The organism is Streptomyces sp. R44 (genome assembly GCF_041053105.1).
GTDB lineage: Bacteria > Actinomycetota > Actinomycetes > Streptomycetales > Streptomycetaceae > Streptomyces.
Window position 1 is genome coordinate 8,647,437 of record NZ_CP163444.1, and the last position, 13,204, is coordinate 8,660,640.

Annotated in this window: 17 protein-coding genes; 8 read left to right on the forward strand and 9 right to left on the reverse strand. The window is 71.8% G+C overall.

Annotated elements, in window-relative coordinates; genetic code table 11:
• Positions 1 to 89: 89 nt before the first annotated feature.
• Both AB5J54_RS39970 and AB5J54_RS39975 read right to left on the reverse strand, forming a co-directional pair.
• Positions 90 to 1,493 carry a sulfatase gene (locus AB5J54_RS39970; protein ID WP_369148917.1) on the reverse strand — a complete coding sequence of 468 codons (1,404 nt, stop codon included), beginning with the start codon at positions 1,491 to 1,493 and terminating at the stop codon, positions 90 to 92.
• 92 nt (positions 1,494 to 1,585) lie between these two features.
• Positions 1,586 to 1,678 carry a putative leader peptide gene (locus tag AB5J54_RS39975; protein ID WP_369148918.1) on the reverse strand — a complete coding sequence of 31 codons (93 nt, stop codon included), beginning with the start codon at positions 1,676 to 1,678 and terminating at the stop codon, positions 1,586 to 1,588.
• Positions 1,679 to 1,829: 151 nt separating this feature from the next.
• Here AB5J54_RS39975 and AB5J54_RS39980 point away from each other — a divergent pair, with 151 nt between their 5' ends.
• Together AB5J54_RS39980 and AB5J54_RS39985 are read left to right on the forward strand one after the other, a co-directional pair.
• A complete protein-coding gene (locus tag AB5J54_RS39980) occupies positions 1,830 to 2,075 on the forward strand; it encodes a helix-turn-helix transcriptional regulator (RefSeq protein ID WP_055639523.1) in 246 nt (81 codons plus the stop codon).
• Positions 2,075 to 2,587, forward strand: a complete 513-nt coding sequence (locus AB5J54_RS39985; protein WP_369148919.1) for a hypothetical protein — start codon at positions 2,075 to 2,077, stop codon at positions 2,585 to 2,587. The genes AB5J54_RS39980 and AB5J54_RS39985 overlap by 1 nt, the downstream gene beginning before the upstream one ends.
• 13 nt (positions 2,588 to 2,600) lie before the next feature.
• On the opposite strand, the gene AB5J54_RS39990 is transcribed toward AB5J54_RS39985, so the two are convergent.
• The gene (locus AB5J54_RS39990) at positions 2,601 to 3,215 is read right to left on the reverse strand and encodes a phosphoribosylanthranilate isomerase (protein ID WP_369148920.1); all 615 of its coding nucleotides are present in this window, start codon (positions 3,213 to 3,215) and stop codon (positions 2,601 to 2,603) included.
• Positions 3,216 to 3,377: 162 nt separating this feature from the next.
• Between AB5J54_RS39990 and AB5J54_RS39995 the strand changes: the two genes are divergently transcribed.
• Positions 3,378 to 3,584 (forward strand): hypothetical protein, encoded by a 207-nt coding sequence (locus AB5J54_RS39995; RefSeq protein ID WP_369148921.1) that lies wholly within the window; start codon positions 3,378 to 3,380, stop codon positions 3,582 to 3,584.
• Between the two features lie 98 nt (positions 3,585 to 3,682).
• On the opposite strand, the gene AB5J54_RS40000 is transcribed toward AB5J54_RS39995, so the two are convergent.
• Entirely contained in the window at positions 3,683 to 4,561 is an 879-nt protein-coding gene (locus AB5J54_RS40000; RefSeq protein WP_369148922.1) for a helix-turn-helix transcriptional regulator, read from the reverse strand.
• 139 nt (positions 4,562 to 4,700) lie between these two features.
• Here AB5J54_RS40000 and AB5J54_RS40005 point away from each other — a divergent pair, with 139 nt between their 5' ends.
• The gene (locus tag AB5J54_RS40005; RefSeq protein WP_369148923.1) at positions 4,701 to 5,480 is read left to right on the forward strand and encodes an NAD(P)H-dependent oxidoreductase; all 780 of its coding nucleotides are present in this window, start codon (positions 4,701 to 4,703) and stop codon (positions 5,478 to 5,480) included.
• Positions 5,481 to 5,505: 25 nt separating this feature from the next.
• Here the strand turns inward: AB5J54_RS40005 and AB5J54_RS40010 are convergent, their stop codons facing one another.
• Complete coding sequence (locus tag AB5J54_RS40010) at positions 5,506 to 5,631, reverse strand: hypothetical protein (RefSeq protein ID WP_369148924.1); 126 nt, start codon at positions 5,629 to 5,631, stop codon at positions 5,506 to 5,508.
• Here AB5J54_RS40010 and AB5J54_RS40015 point away from each other — a divergent pair.
• The gene (locus AB5J54_RS40015; RefSeq protein ID WP_369148925.1) at positions 5,630 to 6,094 is read left to right on the forward strand and encodes a carboxymuconolactone decarboxylase family protein; all 465 of its coding nucleotides are present in this window, start codon (positions 5,630 to 5,632) and stop codon (positions 6,092 to 6,094) included. The genes AB5J54_RS40010 and AB5J54_RS40015 overlap by 2 nt on opposite strands.
• 129 nt (positions 6,095 to 6,223) lie before the next feature.
• Positions 6,224 to 7,339 (forward strand): MerR family DNA-binding transcriptional regulator, encoded by a 1,116-nt coding sequence (locus AB5J54_RS40020; protein WP_369148926.1) that lies wholly within the window; start codon positions 6,224 to 6,226, stop codon positions 7,337 to 7,339.
• Between the two features lie 52 nt (positions 7,340 to 7,391).
• Here the strand turns inward: AB5J54_RS40020 and AB5J54_RS40025 are convergent, their stop codons facing one another.
• The 4 genes from AB5J54_RS40025 to AB5J54_RS40040 all read right to left on the reverse strand — a co-directional run bounded on the left by AB5J54_RS40025 (position 7,392) and on the right by AB5J54_RS40040 (position 11,431).
• Positions 7,392 to 9,209: a glycoside hydrolase family 15 protein gene (locus tag AB5J54_RS40025; RefSeq protein ID WP_369148927.1), complete on the reverse strand. Its 1,818-nt coding sequence runs from the start codon at positions 9,207 to 9,209 to the stop codon at positions 7,392 to 7,394.
• A gap of 439 nt (positions 9,210 to 9,648) precedes the next feature.
• Positions 9,649 to 10,359, reverse strand: coding sequence for a 2-phosphosulfolactate phosphatase (locus tag AB5J54_RS40030; RefSeq protein ID WP_369148928.1), 711 nt, complete (start codon positions 10,357 to 10,359; stop codon positions 9,649 to 9,651).
• An 8-nt stretch (positions 10,360 to 10,367) separates the two neighbouring features.
• Positions 10,368 to 10,751, reverse strand: a complete 384-nt coding sequence (locus tag AB5J54_RS40035; RefSeq protein WP_369148929.1) for a DUF4440 domain-containing protein — start codon at positions 10,749 to 10,751, stop codon at positions 10,368 to 10,370.
• Positions 10,752 to 10,837: 86 nt separating this feature from the next.
• Entirely contained in the window at positions 10,838 to 11,431 is a 594-nt protein-coding gene (locus tag AB5J54_RS40040; protein WP_369148930.1) for a TetR/AcrR family transcriptional regulator, read from the reverse strand.
• Positions 11,432 to 11,538: 107 nt separating this feature from the next.
• Between AB5J54_RS40040 and AB5J54_RS40045 the strand changes: the two genes are divergently transcribed.
• A complete protein-coding gene (locus AB5J54_RS40045; protein WP_369148931.1) occupies positions 11,539 to 12,492 on the forward strand; it encodes a TIGR03620 family F420-dependent LLM class oxidoreductase in 954 nt (317 codons plus the stop codon).
• Positions 12,493 to 12,566: 74 nt separating this feature from the next.
• Positions 12,567 to 13,124 (forward strand): GNAT family N-acetyltransferase, encoded by a 558-nt coding sequence (locus tag AB5J54_RS40050; protein WP_369148932.1) that lies wholly within the window; start codon positions 12,567 to 12,569, stop codon positions 13,122 to 13,124.
• The last annotated feature ends 80 nt before the right edge of the window (positions 13,125 to 13,204 follow it).

Consider the following 13,204-nt stretch of genomic DNA (forward strand, 5'->3'; position numbering starts at 1 on the left):
GCCCCGGCCCGTCTGTAGAACGCCAGGAGCACCTCGTGATGGTGGAGGTACTCCTGGCGGAACAGCGCATCGTGCTCGCCGTAGCGGCCTCAGTAGCGGAGCAGCCCCGCGTCGATCCGCTCCCACGCGGCCCGCAGTTCGCCGAGGCGGGCCTGTTCGAACGGCGCCCGGTCCGCCTGCTCGCGGGAGTCCTCGGACAGGTGGAAGAGCTGGTCGCGGCCGGACTTGCCCCGGTAGTACTTCCAGTCGCCGCGGCGCAGCGCCCGCTCGCCCCGCACCCGCCAGAAGAGGTCCCGCTCGGGCACCTCGGCTCCGCGCAGCAGATGCCCGGCGAGGCTGGTGCCGTCGAGCGGGTGGGCGGGGTGGGGCCGGGCGCCGGCCAGTTCGAGCAGCGTGGCCGTCCAGTCGGGCGTGAACACCGGCAGGTCGCTGACCTGACCGCCGTCGATCCGGGCGGGCCAGCGCAGGATCGAGGGGACGCGGATGCCGCCCTCCTGGAGCGAGCCCTTGTTCCCGGCGAGCGGCCAGTTGTAGGAGAAGCGCTCGCCGCCGTTGTCGCTGGCGAAGAAGACGAGGGTGTCCTGCTCCTGGCCGGAGCGGCGCAGCGCCTTGAGGACCTGCCCGATCGAGCGGTCGAGGTCCTCGACCATCTCCTTGTACTTCTCGACGGAGCCGCCGTCCTGGTGCCAGAGGGCGGAACGGTCGCCGGCCTTGATGCGGCGGACGATCTCGTCGCTCGCCTCCGTGTCGCCGTCGGCGATCCAGGGCCAGTGCGGCGTGGTGAAGTTCAGGTTGAGCAGCCAGGGCTTCTCGTGGTCGCGGCCGACGTACTCGCTCGCCCGCTCGGTGAGGATGCGGGTGTAGTAGCGCAGGTCCTTGTACTCGGCGTCGCCCTCGTAGAGGTCGTACTCGCCGCCGAGGCCGAGCTTCGAGTAGTACTCGAGGGCCCCGCCGAAGTTGCCGAAGAACTCGTCCCAGCCGGACTTGGTGGGGGAGTAGTCGGGCAGATAGCCGCAGTGCCACTTGCCGATGAGGGCGGTGGCGTAGCCGGAGTCCCGGAGCAGCGAGGCGAGCGTCGGGTGGGTGGGCTCCAGACCGACGGACTTGTCGGCGATCGGCTCGGCGAGCCCGCCCTTCGTACGGCCCGGGTAGCGCCCTGTGTAGAGGCTGAAGCGGGTGGGCGAGCAGGTCGCGGAGCCGGAGTAGGCGTCGGTGAAGCGGACCCCCTCGCGGGCGAGGCGGTCCAGGTGCGGGGTGCGGATGTGCGGGGAGCCGTAGGAGGAGAGGTCGGCCCAGCCGAGGTCGTCGCCCAGGATGAAGAGGATGTTGGGCCGCCGGGAGTGGCGGCGTGGCTGCGCGGCGCGGAACGGTCGCTCCTGCGCGTCGGTGGCGGGGGTCGCCTGCGCGGCGGGCGCGGCGGCGCCGAGGGCGGCCGCGGCGGCGGCACCGGCGGCGACCCCGCCGAGGGCACGGCGGGACAGGGGCGTGGACATACGGGTCTCCAGAAGAGCGTGCGGGCGTACGGGCATGCCTCCGGGACGGACGGAGGAGCTTGTGGGCGCGGCGGGGCGAGCGGGGCCGGCCGTCAGACGCAGCGACAGACAGCGCTCGCGACACGGGCGAGGTCCACGTGCCGGCGCTGGACGAGGGTGACCGAGCGGTCACGCGAGGGCTGCATGAGGCAGGAGTCAAGCCGGGACGGAAGGGGGCGTCAATGGCGTACGGCCTGGTTGACGCGCGTAGTTCGCGTGATCGAAATGCGGTGGCAACACCCGGCGCGGCCGATCGAGATGTTGTGTTCCTGCATCCAGATGTAGTACTTCTTATACATGAGCGAGCAGGTGCACAACAGGCTGGCCGTTGTCAGGGCAGAGCGGAAAGTGTCGCGCCAGGCACTGGCCGAGGCAGTGGGCGTCCACTACCAGACCATCGGCTACATCGAACGCGGCCAGTACAACCCCAGCCTCGACCTGGCCCTGAAAGTGGCCCGGTTCTTCGGGCTTCCGGTGGAGGCGCTGTTCTCCCTGGAGCCCTTCCAGCCGCTCACCGACGAGGTCTACGGGAGGAAACAGTGATGACCGCGACGCGCTACGACCGACGGATGTACGCCGTGATGAACGACCGGCGGGCGGCCGCGGTCTATGCCACCGTGCCCCGGCGCCGACTCCTGGTGGGGGCGCACTTCGCCCTCACCGTCACGGGAGTGGGCGCCTGGATCGCCACGGTCTTCGCGCCCGGATACGCACCGGTCGTCGTGGTCGCCGTGGTGTTGCTGCCCTGGATCCTGCTCACCGGCATGCTCAACGGCTCCACGCGCGGCCTCCTTGAGCTGCGCGGCCGGATGCTCGACGAGCGCCAGCTGATCGAACGCGACCGGGTGCGGGCCCTGGCGCACCGCATCACCCTGTGGCTGCTGGTGGCCACGGCGCTCGGCACCGGCGCCTACGGCGCCCTGACGGACGCCTCCCTGCGGGCGGCCGTGACCCCGCTGCTCGTCGGCGTGCTCGCCGCGCACTGGATGATGCCGCTGTGGGTGGCGGGGCTGAGGGTCCAGGACGACCTGGTCGACGACGCCGACGCGTCCTGAACCCTGCCGCGGCCTACCTGGTCACCGCTTGCTTGGCGACGGCGACGAAGGTACGGATCAGGTCGTGGTCCTTGACGCCGGGGGCGGACTCGACGCCGCTGGAGACGTCGACGCCCCAGGGCCGGGCACGGTCGATCGCCTCACCGACGTTGCGCGGGTTCAGCCCACCGGCGAGCAGCCACGCGCCCTCGGGGCGGGCCGCCTCCAGCAGCGACAGGTCCCACGTTTCGCCGGAACCGGCGCGGGGGGAGTCGAGGAGGAGGACCTCCTCGCCGTAGGCGCCGACTCGGGTGTCGGGCCGGTCGTTCAGCGAGGTGGCCCGCCACAGCCGGGGAAAGATCGCGGCCGCGGCCGCGAAGTCCTGTTCCTGATACGCGGGGCCGTGCAGCTGCAGGGCGCCGACGCCGAGCTCACCGGCCAAGCGGGCGGCCTCGGCCGCGGGCGTGTCGTTGACGACGAGAACGGACAGGACACCCGGCGGCACATGGGCGGCGAGCCGCACCGCCCGCTCGCGGTCGAGCCCGCGCACACTGGTCCCGCTGATCACCAGGCCGACGGCGTCAGCCCCGGCAGCGACCGCCACATCGATGTCGGCGGCCGTCCCGAGCCCGCACACCTTCACGAACACGTCTCTCTCCTCTGCTGACACCGACGCGGCAGGCCGAGCCTACCCCCGCTCCGGTGGAGGGAGATGCGGTCACCGTGCCCTCGGCCGGGAACCCTGGTGCCGACCTCTGAGCGGGTGTGCTTCGATCTGGACCTGTGACGACGGAGGTGCCGCGCATGGGGCATGCGAAGGGGCGGAAGACATCGGCCTTTTGGGCCGTGGTCCTGCTCCGCGGCGAAGGTCATCGACCGCGAGCACCTCGACCACGAGGGCAGCCACATCCTGAACGACACCTCCCAGGCGGTCTCGCACCACGACCGGGACGCGGAGAAGCGGGTGTCGGCGTACTGCAGTGCGGTGGGCTTCGAGACGCTGATGAAGTACGGCTGAGGCCGGAAGGGAGGAGAGGGCCCTTCAGCACGAGCTCGCGGGAGTGGTGGTGACAGGGCGCGGCACCTGATTTCCGGGGTGGGCCGGGCGGGGGCGAGCTACTCGTGGACCTGGGCCTTCAGCGGGTCGTGCCTGTGGACCTGGGCCTTAAGTGGGTCGTGCGCGGCATCGGTGTCCGCGCCCAGGCCGGTCAGGAGGCGCAGGCCGTCCTCGGCGGGGCTGCCGGGGGTCGCGGACAGCACGATCAGTTCCAGGCCGGATTCCTCGGGCAGCGCGAAGTTCTCCTGGTGCAGTTCCAGAACTCCGACCAGCGGATGCCGGTACGCCTTGCGTCCATGCGTACGCGCGCGTACGTCCGCGCGGGCCCACAGGCGGCGGAAGCGTTCGCTGCCCATCGCCAGCTCGCCGATCAACGAGGCCAGGCGGGGGTCGTCGGGGTGCTTCCCGGCGGCCAGGCGCAGATGCCCGACGACGTCGAGCGTGCACGCGTCCCAGTCCGCGTAGAGACCCTGCTCGGCCTCGTCGAGGAAGATGTGCCGTGCGATGTTCAGGCCGGGTATCGGCCGGCCGTAGAGAAGTCCGGCGAGGCGGTTCCCTGCGAGCACGTCCAGACGGTGGTTCATGATCAGCGCGGGCGCGTCGGCGACGAGGTCCAGGACACGGAGCAGCTCCGGCCGGAGGCGCCCGCCCGGCGCCTTCGCGGGCCGGCGGCGCTGCCGCGCGAGCCGGTAGAGGTGTCCGCGTTCCGTCTCGTCGAGGCCGAGGACGCGGGCGAGCGCGTCGAGGACCTGCTCGGACGGCTGCGTCGCGCGGCCCTGCTCCAGGCGTACGTAGTAGTCGACGCTCACTCCGGACAGATGCGCGACCTCTTCGCGCCGCAGCCCTTCGACCCGGCGGCGACTGTCGGTGGGAATGCCGACGGCCGCCGGATCCACCCGGGAACGCCGGGTCCGCAGGAAACCCGCAAGATCGTCCATGCCTCCCAGTATGGCCTCGGCGACGCCCGCGAAGGTGGCCCTGCCAGTACCAGGAACCCCGGTCCGACGGAAGACGCGCCCCTGAACGGCGGCCGCCCCGGCGTCCAGGATCGAAGGCATCCGATCCGAAGGAGTCCCCATGAAGACGCTGATCGTCCACGCCCACCCGGAGCCGAACTCGCTCAACAGCTCGCTGAAGGACCTCGCCGTCACCACGCTGGAGGCCGCCGGGCACGACGTACGGGTGAGCGATCTGTACGCGATGAACTGGAAGGCCGTCGTGGACGCCGCCGACTACGGGCCCGCCGCGTCCAGCCCCCTGAAGGTGGCACTGGACTCGGGCCGGGCCTTCGACACCGGGACGCTCACCCCGGACGTCCTGGCCGAGCAGGAGAAGCTGCTGTGGGCCGACACGATCATCTTCCAGTTCCCGCTGTGGTGGTACACGATGCCCGCGATCCTCAAGGGCTGGGTCGACCGCGTCTTCACCTACCGCTTCGCGTACGGCGTCGGCGAGCACAGCGACACCAAGTACGGCGAGCGCTTCGGCGAAGGCACCCTCGCGGGCCGCAGGGCCCTGCTGTCGGTGACCGCCGGCGGCCCGGAATCGCACTACGCGGCCCGCGGGATCAACGGCCCCATCGACGACCTGCTGTTCCCGATCCACCACGGCATCCTCTACTACCCCGGCATCGAGGTCCTGCCGCCGTTCGTGCTGTACGGCACCGACCGGATGACCGACGAGGAGTTCGGCGACGTCGCCAAGGCCTGGGAACAGCGCCTGCTCACGCTGGAGTCGACGGAGCCGATCGCGTTCCGGCGGCAGAACTTCGGCGACTACGAGATCCCCTCGCTGCACCTGAAGGAGGGCCTGGAGCCGACGGGCCGCACGGGCTTCGGACTGCACGTCCGCGCCTGACCGCGAGCGCGTTTCCCGGCGCCTGTCACATTCCCGTCCGCCGCTCCGTCAGTGCTGTGCAGACGCCGGCGAGCGCGCCGGTGAGACCGACGAACCGGAATACGGAGAACCCCGCCATGTCGAACAACGCTTCTGCTTCGATCTCCCGCATGCCGAACCCGGGCGAGTTCGTGCCCGAGCTGGCCGATGTCAGCGCCGCCTTGTTCCGGGCCACGGGAAACCGGTCCGTTCCGCGTACGACGATCAGCCTGGTGCATCTGCGCGCGGGGCAGATCGTGCACAACACCTACCTGACGGTCCTGAACACGAGCTTCCTGCGGAAGGCGGGGGAGTCGGAGGAGCGGATCACCGCGGTCGCCTCCTGGCAGGACGCTCCGTACTTCACTCCCGCCGAGCGGGCGGCGCTCGCGCTGGTGGAGGCGACCCTGCGGCCCGCGCCGCACGGTCGTGAGCGCGTCACCGACGAGGTGTACGCGGAGGCGGCGCGGCATTACGACGAGAAGGCGCTGGCCACGCTGACCATCGCGATCGGCCAGATCAACTTCTTCATCGCCCTCGCCGTGATCGGCAAGCCCCAGCCGGTCGAGTCCCTCGCCGACCAGCAGTGGGACTGACGACCGGAGAGCGTCGCCCACCCACACCGGAGCCACCCCCGCCGACCTTCGGCGGGGGTGGCTCCGTGTGCCGCACCCGGACCGAACGCGCTTGACCCTCACGTGACGTCATGCCGCATCGTCAGGGGCGTGGAAGAACACCTGACCGTGGGACGCGTCGCCGAGCTGGCCGACGTGAGTGTCCGCACCCTGCATCACTACGACGAGATCGGCCTCGTGCAGCCGTCCGCGCGGACCTCGGCCGGATACCGGGCCTACGCGGCGGCCGACGTCGAGCGCCTGCGGGAGGTGCTCGGCTACAGACGGCTGGGTTTCGGGCTGCGCGAGATCGCGGATCTCGTCGACGACCCGACCACCGACGCCGTCGCGCACCTGCACCGGCTGCGCGGCCTGCTGGTCGACCAGCGCGACCGTGCCGCCGCCATGGTGAACGCCATAGACAGGGAACTGGAGGCACGCGCCATGGGGATCACGACGAAACCGGAGGAGCAATTGAAGGTGTTCGGAGCGCAGTTGTACGAGGCCATCGGCTCCGCGTACCCGGCGACGCGACGTACCGAGCCACGGATCGCCGCGAAGGTCTGGGAGGCGCTCGGGGACGCGCGGACGGTACTGAACGTGGGCGCGGGCACCGGCTCCTATGAACCCCCGGACCGCGACGTGACCGCGGTGGAGCCGTCGGCGGTCATGCGGGCGCAGCGACCGGCGGGCGCGGCGCCGTGCGTGGCGGCCACGGCGGAGAGCCTGCCGTTCGACGACCAGTCCTTCGACGCGGCGATGGCGTTCAGCACGGTGCATCACTGGCAGGACCCGATCGCCGGACTGCGCGAGTTGCGGCGAGTCGCCCGGCGGGTGGTGGTGTTCACGCACGACGCCAGTGAGCCCGGCTGGCGGGACCGGTTCTGGCTGACCCGCGACTACCTGCCGGAGGTCGCGGGCCTGGTCGCCGGCCGGCCCTCGGTGGACCGGTTGGCCGACGCGATCGGGGCCCGCATGGAGCCGGTGCTCATCCCCTGGGACTGCGCGGACGGCTTCTTCGAGGCGTACTGGCGGCGGCCCGAGGCGTACCTGGAGGAGCATGTGCGCCGCGCGGTGTCCGTATGGACCAGAGTCGGGCCGCAGGCCGAGCGGCGGGCGGTGAACAGGCTCCGCGAGGACCCGTCCTCAGGCCGCTGGGCCGAGCGCAACCCCGACCTCGTCGGCCTCGACGCGGCCGAACTCGGCCTCCGCCTCCTCGTCGCCTGACCCCCGACGGCTCCCGACCGGACCCTTGGCAGCGGCTCAGCGGCTCAGCGGCTCAGCGGTCCAGGGCCCGGTCCAGGGTCATCGCGGCGGTGATGAGCGCGAGGTGCGTGAAGGCCTGGGGGAAGTTGCCCAGTTGCTCGCCCGTCGGACCGATCTCCTCGGCGAAGAGCCCGACGTGGTTGGCGTACGTGAGCATCTTGTCGAAGGCGTAACGGGCCTGCTCGACGCGGCCCGCGCGCGCGAGCGCGTCCACGTACAGGAAGCTGCACAGCGAGAAGGTGCCCTCGGAGCCGCGCAGTCCGTCGGGGGAGGCGGCCGGGTCGTACCGGTAGACCAGGCTGTCGGAGACCAGTTCGCGGTCCATCGCGTCCAGCGTGGACAGCCAGCGCGGGTCGCGCGGTGCGATGAAGCCGGTGACCGGCATCAGCAGCAGCGAGGCGTCCAGTACCTCGCTGCCGTAGTGCTGGACGAAGGCCTGCCGCTCGGTGGACCACCCTCGCTCCATGACCTGGTGCAGCACCGCGTCCCGCGCGGCCGTCCAGCGCCGCAGGTCGGCGGGCCGGCTGAGTTCGACGGCCATCCGTACGGCACGGTCGAAGGCCACCCAGCACATCAGCCGGCTGTAGGTGAAGTCCTGGCGGCCGCCTCGGGTCTCCCAGATCCCCTCGTCCGGGCGGTCCCAGTGCTCGCACAGCCAGTCCACGGTGGCGGCGAAGCGCAGCCAGCCGTCGTAACCGGCGAGCTGGGCCAGGTCGCGCGCCTGCGCGAACGCGAAGACGGCCTCGCCGTAGATGTCGAGCTGGAGCTGGTCGGCGGCGCCGTTGCCGGCGCGGACCGGGGCGGAGCCGCGCCAGCCCTCCAGATGGCCGAGCACCTCCTCGCTCAGATGCGGATCCCCGTCCACCCGGTACATGATCTGCAACGGCTCGCCGCTGACCGTGCCACCGTCCCGGACCCGGGCGCCGAGCCACCGGCGGAAGGCGTCGGCTTCCTCGGTGAAGCCCAGGTCGACCATGGCGCGCACCGACAGGGAGGCGTCCCGGATCCAGGTGTAGCGGTAGTCCCAGTTCCGTTCGCCGCCGACCTGCTCCGGCAGGCCCATGGTGGCGGCGGCCACCGGAGCGCCGGACGGGGCGTAGGTGAGCAGCTTCAGCGTGATCGCCGAGCGGTTGACCTGCTGCTGCCAGCGGCCTCGGTAGCTGCAGCGGCTGATCCATTCGTGCCAGAACGCTCGGACCGCGTCGAAGGCGGCCCGCAGACCCACCTCGTCCGCCGGCTCGGGCGGCGCGGCTCCGGGGCCGTCCAGGGTGAGCACGGCGGCGGCGCGTTGACCGGCGGCCAGCTCCACCTCGGCCAGGACGTCCTCGCCGTCGCGCCGCAGGGCGACGGGCCCGAGGAGCTGGAGGTGCACGCCGGCCGTGGCGCCGGAGAAGCGCGCGGTGGCGCCGTCGACGACCAGTTCGTGCGCTTCCCGGCCGTAGTCGAACCGCGGCCGGCACTCCAGCGCGAAGCGCACCGTGCCGCGCACCACCCGCAGCACCCGGACCAGGGTGTGCCGGTCGGTCGGTACGGTCGGGTCGGCGGCCAGCGGCATGAAGTCGGCCACCTCGCCGACCCCGTCAGGGGTGAGGAAGCGGGTGAGCAGAACCGCGCTGTCGGCCAGGTAGAGCTGGCGCACCGTCGTCCCCGGCGTGTCGACGGTGATCGAGAAGTGGCCGCCGCGCTCGTGGTCGAGCAGGCGGCCGAAGATGCTCGGCGAGTCGAAGCGCGGCGAACAGAACCAGTCCACCACGCCCTCGGCGGAGACCAGCGCGCACGTCTGCAGGTCTCCGATGAGCCCGTGGTCGGCGATCGGCGGGTAGCGGTGCATCGGCGGCGTCCTCAGGGGGCTCGGGCGGGCGCGGGGACGGGGCGGCGGGCGGTCCTCAGAACCACCCTCCGGCGGGACGGCCCCGGGGGCGACCGGGGCTGCGCCGAACAGGTCGCCGCCGGTACCCGGGCGTGGTGGTGCTTCAGCGGCGAGCAGGTGGCCACGTGGGGGGCTCGACGAGTTCTGGGGCCTGCCGACGTGTGCGAACCCGCCACCGGCGCGCCGGACGCCCCCTACCGGCACTGGGGCCTGACGCACTTCCTCCTCGACGGCCACCACAAGCGGGAGGCCGCGGCCACGGCCGGCCGGCCGGTGCAGCTCCTTTCGCTGCCGGCGCTGGGCGAGGGCCTGGCGCGACCTGAGGACCGGGCCCGGCTGCCCGCCCTGCGCGCGCAAGGCAGATCGACTAGACCCCGGACGCAGTGACGCCCGGCATGCCTCACGGCGACCGGACGTGATCCTCCTCGGCGGGCGGAGACACCGGATAGGGGCGCAGGACCATGAGGGAGTCTTCCGAGGCCGCCACCATGGCGAAGGGGAACCGGTCGAGCTCAAGACAGAGGGCGACGTCATCGGAGTGCACTCCCCGACGCACGCCCTGCGCCAACTCGGCGGCGGCGCGCGACTCGGCAGCGCGGCGGAGGAAGGGGGCAGCATCCGTCCCGGCCCCGGAAGCCCTCCCGGCGATGTACTGCGCGCAGGCCAGATCCTCATCGGCCTTGCCGTCCTCGCCGGTGACGACGAAGGTGACACGGTCACTCTCACGTGCCCGCAGGAGCCGGGCCGTCGCCTCCGCCACCACGAAGCCGGCGCACAGCACCAGCTCCGCGTCCTTGACCGCGAGGGCACCGACCGTGCCTGCCGTGGTCTTCTGCACCACCGTCCGCCCGGCAAGGTCGACCGACCGCAGCATGCCCGGCGAGTTGACCATGTCGAACCCGGCCGCGGGCGGACCGTCCTTGAGCGCCACCCACTCCGGATGGCGAGCCTTGAGCGCCAGAGCACCGTCCAGCGACTCGGCGAGAACGATCTTCTCCGCGCCCCGGGCGAAGGCCCAGGCAGCGACGGTGTAGGCACGCATGACGTCGACGACGACCGCCACGGACGGGGTTTCGGTCAGATCGGCGATACCGAGGAAGCGCGCGTCCATGCCGGCCCTCACGCGTCCGGCACGGGCGTGGCCTGGTGGTAGAACATCCGCCATCCGGTCTCGTCGTCCAGCTTCCGCCAGATCGAACTCCTCCGGTCCCGCCGGCCGTCGAGCAGGGTCTCGAAGGTCAGGTGCACGATCCCCGGCGCCAGCACGGTGCCGGTCATCTCCGAAGGTACGTACCGCGGGCCGTCGTCGGCCGCGCCCTCCATGACCGGCAGGGCCGAGAGCATCGACTGGCGATCCCAGCTCCGCCCTGACGCACCCACCTCCGTGAACTCCGGATCGAGGAGTTGCTCCGCCAAGGCCCTGGACGACCGCCCGGCCGGACTCAACAACTGCAACTCACGCTCGACGACCTCGGCCACGCTGCTGTCCCCGTCTCCGCTCATGGGAGCATCCTGCCCCACCTGACCTGGGTGTTCGCAAGCGAATTGAAGCGCCGCCCGCGCCCTGGCGAAAGCGGCCAGGGCCGGAGTCACTTCCCCCGGCGCGGTGCTCCGTGCACGGCGTCCAGCACCAGATCGAGCAGGAGCTCGGGCTGCCCGCTCCGCTCGCTGCGGGCCGTGGACAGCGCGATCCCGACGACGAGTTGGAGGAGGTCGTCGGCGGTCAGGTCGACGCGAGCCGTTCCGTGCTGTTGGGCCCGGGAGAGCAGGCCGGCCGCCATGTCCTGGATGCGTCGGTGGCAGTCGAACCCCAGCTGACCGGCTGACTCCATCAGCAGGGCGCTGCCCATGCCCTGGTTCACGCGGGCATGGGTGAGGAAGGCCCGTAGCCATTCGGCCAGGGCGTCGTCGGCGTTCTCCGAAGCGAGCAGCCGTTCCGCGTGCGCGCCCAGTGTCTCGATCCGGTCTCCGAGTACCGCGGTCAGCAGGGCCGAGCGGTGCGGGAAGTGGCGGTACAAGGTGCCGGGCCCCACCCCCGCCCGGCGGGCGATCTCGTTGAGGGACGCGCCGGGCCCGGCCTCGGCGAACACCTCTCGCGCCGCCGCCACCAGACGTTCCCGATTGAGGCGGGCGTCCGTGCGTCGCGGGGCCTCGGCCGGGGTGCGCCCCTGCCTGTTCGTCATCGTCCCGCCCTTCGGTCGGCTCCCGGGATGGAAAACCGGAGAGGTTCTCCGTATTCTAGCCGACGCAAAACCGGAGACCGTCTCCGGATAGCTTCTGAGGAGTACGGATGACTGACGACGCACGGACCGGGCTCGGCCGTGTCGGGATCTGGACCTTCGCCTATGAGGGACAACCCGCCGGCCGCGTACGTGAATCGGCCGCGGAGCTGGAGGAGTTGGGCTACGGGGCGATCTGGTACGGGGAGGCCTTCGGTCGTGACACGGTGGGCCAGGCGTGGTTACTGCTGTCGGCGACCCGTCGGATCACCGTCGCGTCCGGCATCGCCAACATCGCCTTCCGGGACCCGATCGCCACGGCCAACGCGACCCGCACGCTCGGTGAGGCCTTCCCCGGACGCTACCTGCTCGGCCTGGGCGGGCACCGCGTCGACGACACCGTGCACCTGGTGGACGGCTACCCCGTCCCGGCCCGGGGCAGGGCGGTCGCCACGATGCGCGCCTACCTCGACGCCATGGACGCCACCCCCGCCCACGGCCCCGTACCGGAACCCGCCCCCCGCCGCGTACTGGCCGCCCTCGGCCCGAAGATGCTCCACCTGGCCGCCGAACGCACCTGGGGCGCGCACCCCTACTTCGTGCCCGTCGAGCACACCTCGCAAGCCCGGACGATCATGGGACCGGACGCCTTCCTCGGGGTCGAGCAGGCCGTCGTCCTGGACACCGACCTCGGCCGGGCCCGGGAAGTGGCCACGGAACACGTCGCCGGATACGTCGCCATGGCGCCGCACCAGCAGGCGAACGTCCGAAGGCTCGGCTTCGGTGACGAGGACATCACGGGCGGCCCGAGCCGCCGGCTGGTGGATGCGATCGTCGCGTACGGCGACACGGAGGCGATCCGCCGCCGGGTGCAGGAGCACCTCGACGCGGGAGCCGACCACGTCTGCGTGCAGGTACTGACCGCCGATCCGACGGCGCTGCCGGAACGAGAGTGGCGCGAACTCGCCGCCGCTCTTGTCGTGCCTTCGCCGTCGCGGAATTCCCATGAGCCAGCCCGCGGTTGACGCCGTCCGCGCGTCGGGGGGCTCGGCGGCCTCGGTAAGATCACGGGGTTTCGGCACGTCAGAGGGGGCAGCACATGACAGCGCAGGGGACCATCGCCATGGAGCGGATGGACGGATCGACCGCGGTGCATGCCCTGGAGGCGTTCAAGCTGATCTATGCCGAAGTGTTCGCCGAGCCTCCCTACGAGGAGACCGAGGACGGCGTCGCAGCGGCCTTCCGCCGATTCCCCGCCCAGGCCGGCAGGCGCGCCTTCCGTGCCGCCCTGGCCCGTACGCAGGACGGCGAACCGGTGGGCATGGCGTACGGCCACCCGCTCGCCCCCGACACCCGGTGGTGGGACGAACTGGCCGAGCCGGTGCCCGACGACATGCGACGGGAGGACGGGCACCGCACCTTCGGGCTGATGGAACTCGCCGTGCGCGAACCGTGGCGGGGGTCCGGCATCGCACGGCGCCTGCACGAGACGCTCCTCGACGGCGTCGTGGCCGAGCGGGTGCTGTTGAACGTCCACCCGGGCGGCGAAGCGGCCTGTGCCGCCTACCGGTCCTGGGGCTACCGCAAGATCGGCGAGACGAAGCCCTGGGGGACGGGCGCGGACCGCTATGACGTGATGCTGCTCGACCTGCGCTGACGGCGGCCGATGGGCGCGGTGGACCCCGGCGGTGGAATCGATCGGCGCGCGGACCGGCCGAGAGCACTCTCGGCCGCCGC

Bases quoted from the DNA above. Each gene is read 5' to 3' on its own strand.
- AB5J54_RS39970 (WP_369148917.1), bottom strand. From the start codon at position 1,493: ATGTCCACGCCCCTGTCCCGCCGTGCCCTCGGCGGGGTCGCCGCCGGT.
- AB5J54_RS39975 (WP_369148918.1), bottom strand. From the start codon at position 1,678: ATGCAGCCCTCGCGTGACCGCTCGGTCACCCTCGTCCAGCGCCGGCAC.
- AB5J54_RS39980 (WP_055639523.1), top strand. From the start codon at position 1,830: ATGAGCGAGCAGGTGCACAACAGGCTGGCCGTTGTCAGGGCAGAGCGG.
- AB5J54_RS39985 (WP_369148919.1), top strand. From the start codon at position 2,075: ATGACCGCGACGCGCTACGACCGACGGATGTACGCCGTGATGAACGAC.
- AB5J54_RS39995 (WP_369148921.1), top strand. From the start codon at position 3,378: ATGCGAAGGGGCGGAAGACATCGGCCTTTTGGGCCGTGGTCCTGCTCC.
- AB5J54_RS40000 (WP_369148922.1), bottom strand. From the start codon at position 4,561: ATGGACGATCTTGCGGGTTTCCTGCGGACCCGGCGTTCCCGGGTGGAT.
- AB5J54_RS40005 (WP_369148923.1), top strand. From the start codon at position 4,701: ATGAAGACGCTGATCGTCCACGCCCACCCGGAGCCGAACTCGCTCAAC.
- AB5J54_RS40015 (WP_369148925.1), top strand. From the start codon at position 5,630: ATGCCGAACCCGGGCGAGTTCGTGCCCGAGCTGGCCGATGTCAGCGCC.
- AB5J54_RS40010 (WP_369148924.1), bottom strand. From the start codon at position 5,631: ATGCGGGAGATCGAAGCAGAAGCGTTGTTCGACATGGCGGGGTTCTCC.
- AB5J54_RS40025 (WP_369148927.1), bottom strand. From the start codon at position 9,209: ATGCACCGCTACCCGCCGATCGCCGACCACGGGCTCATCGGAGACCTG.
- AB5J54_RS40030 (WP_369148928.1), bottom strand. From the start codon at position 10,359: ATGGACGCGCGCTTCCTCGGTATCGCCGATCTGACCGAAACCCCGTCC.
- AB5J54_RS40035 (WP_369148929.1), bottom strand. From the start codon at position 10,751: ATGAGCGGAGACGGGGACAGCAGCGTGGCCGAGGTCGTCGAGCGTGAG.
- AB5J54_RS40040 (WP_369148930.1), bottom strand. From the start codon at position 11,431: ATGACGAACAGGCAGGGGCGCACCCCGGCCGAGGCCCCGCGACGCACG.
- AB5J54_RS40045 (WP_369148931.1), top strand. From the start codon at position 11,539: ATGACTGACGACGCACGGACCGGGCTCGGCCGTGTCGGGATCTGGACC.
- AB5J54_RS40050 (WP_369148932.1), top strand. From the start codon at position 12,567: ATGACAGCGCAGGGGACCATCGCCATGGAGCGGATGGACGGATCGACC.